Below are 306 nucleotides of genomic sequence, written 5' to 3' on the forward strand. Positions count from 1 at the left end.
ACTCATAGTTACCGTTATTGTCTGTTGTTGTCGTAACTGTTGAACCGTCTGGTTTCGTTAATGTTACTTCAACACCAGGGATACCTGGTTCATTTGAGTTTTGTACTCCGTCTTTGTTTGTGTCTTCCCAAACTTTATCACCAACTGTGTAAGTTGCTGGTTCTTGTGGTGTTTCTTGTACTGGTTTGTAGAAACCGCTGTCGATTGTTTTATCATCGCCGTTATTAACAGTAACTGTTGTTGTCGTACCGTTTGAATCTAATTCAGGATTACCGACATTCGGTGTTGTTGGTTCGTAACCTTCTG

1 protein-coding gene is annotated in these 306 nt (G+C 40.5%); it reads right to left on the reverse strand.

Features of this window, described 5'->3' with window-relative positions:
- Positions 1 to 306, reverse strand: a 306-nt coding sequence (locus HMPREF2846_RS10435) for an SdrD B-like domain-containing protein (protein WP_141751881.1), incomplete at both ends; no start/stop codon positions are given.

Origin of the sequence: Staphylococcus sp. HMSC056G08 (genome assembly GCF_001812305.1) — a bacterium.
Taxonomy (GTDB): Bacteria; Bacillota; Bacilli; order Staphylococcales; family Staphylococcaceae; genus Staphylococcus; species Staphylococcus simulans.